Genomic DNA, 1634 nt, shown 5'->3' with positions numbered 1-1634 from the left:
AGGTTGATGGGGAGGCGGCGGTAGAATGAAGTGATGAAGAAAACGAAATCGCTTTATCACGGTCACCGCTTCCCTGCTATCGTCATCAGCTGCGCGGTTCGGTGGTATTTCAGGTTCAGCCTGAGCCTGCGCGACGTCGAGGAGTTGTTGCTCGAGCGTGGTGTCGTGGTCACGTACGAAACGATCCGTTGCTGGTGCGACAAATTTGGCGCCAAATTCGCCCGGAGCGCCAAAGCAGCGAGGCCAAGGCCGGGCAGCATATGGCATCTGGACGAGATGTTCGTGACGCTGCGCGGCGAGCCGTATCTGTTGTGGCGAGCAGTCGACGAGCACGGCACCGAGCTTGATGTGCTGTTGCAAAAGCGGCGCGATAAGGCTGCGGCAAAGCGCTTCTTCCGAAGGGTGCTGCGCTCAAACCCGGTGCCGAGCAAGATCGTGACCGACCAGTTGCGCAGCTATCCGGCGGCGAAGGCTGACATTCCCGAACTCGCTCATGTGAAGCACGTGTTCGTCAAGGCGGCTGCACGTGTGAACAACCGCGCCGAGAACAGCCACCAGCCGACGCGCAGGCGCGAACGCCAGATGTGTGGCTTTCGCGATGCACGTCGCGCGCAAGCATTTCTCTCATGTTTTGGCCCAATCCGGCAGCACTTCGCGCTGCCCAGACATCAAATGAACGCGGCATGTCATCGTGCCGTACTCCAGGAACGTTTCGCCACATGGCATGGTTGGACTGTGACTGCCACATCTCATAAAGCTATCTAATAAGGATAACTACGTTTGTGATAAGCAGCTGGCCTCTAGCCGTCAACTTGACAAAGCCCCTCCAAAGTAGTCCAAGATTTTGTCCGCATCCCCAGTGGGTCAGATTTTGGTGCAAATCAACAGAGTGACGGCTATGCGGCGTGGCGCACCGTAGAGGGCGGGACGCACCTAGGGTGCTGGGCGCATGCAAGACGCGCCTTCGTGGACGCGGCCAAGGGGCAGAAGAAGCCGAGCGAGCGCATCGCACAGGCGCTGGAAGACATTAAAGTGCTGTATCAAGTCGAGGCGCTTGCAAAGGGCGATCTGCCCGATGGACAGATGCGTCACGGCTACATCTATGAACTGCGCCAGAAGCACAGCGTGCCGGTGCGCGATGCCTTCAAAACGTGGCTGGACACGCAGGCACCATTGGCCCTACCGAAGTCGCTGCTGGGCCGGGTGATCGGCTATGCGAGAAACCAGTGGCAGTATATGAGTCGCTATGTTGAAGACGGACAAGCGCCCATCGACAATAACGTTCTCGAACGCGACATCCGTCCTTTATGCACAGGACGAAACACGTGGTTGTTCAGCGATACGGTGGCCGGCGCTGAGGCCAGTGCGATGATCTACAGTATGATGCTGACGTGTCGGGCAAACGACGTCGAACCGTACGGGTATCTGCTGAATGTTCTCGACGAAATGCCTCGACGGGCCACAAGCGCAGACATCAGCGATTTTCTGCCGTTCAATTACGTCAAACGACCCCGCGCCGCAAAGCCGTAGCCCCCGTTCCAAAAGCCTTTCGATACCCGCTCGTGAGAGTGGGCGTGCCCCTATGCATGCTCAGGTGGGGAGAAATTAGCGCTTACGACAATGCCCCTCGCTTA

1 protein-coding gene and 1 pseudogene are annotated in these 1634 nt (G+C 58.0%); both read left to right on the top strand.

Annotated elements, in window-relative coordinates:
- The first annotated feature begins 33 nt into the window (after window positions 1–33).
- Window positions 34–765, top strand: a complete 732-nt coding sequence (locus tag WM40_RS26835; protein ID WP_046154610.1) for an IS6 family transposase — start codon at window positions 34–36, stop codon at window positions 763–765.
- A 102-nt stretch (window positions 766–867) separates the two neighbouring features.
- Window positions 868–1530, top strand: a pseudogene (gene tnpC, locus WM40_RS26830) (IS66 family transposase); the annotation flags it as partial.
- Window positions 1531–1634 lie beyond the last annotated feature (104 nt).

Source organism: Robbsia andropogonis (assembly GCF_000970345.1).
Classification (GTDB): Bacteria; Pseudomonadota; Gammaproteobacteria; order Burkholderiales; family Burkholderiaceae; genus Robbsia; species Robbsia andropogonis.
This window is presented reverse-complemented; position numbering and strand designations above follow the sequence as displayed.

Coding starts and splice junctions, on each gene's coding strand:
- WM40_RS26835 (WP_046154610.1), top strand. CDS start 34: ATGAAGAAAACGAAATCGCTTTATCACGGTCACCGCTTCCCTGCTATC.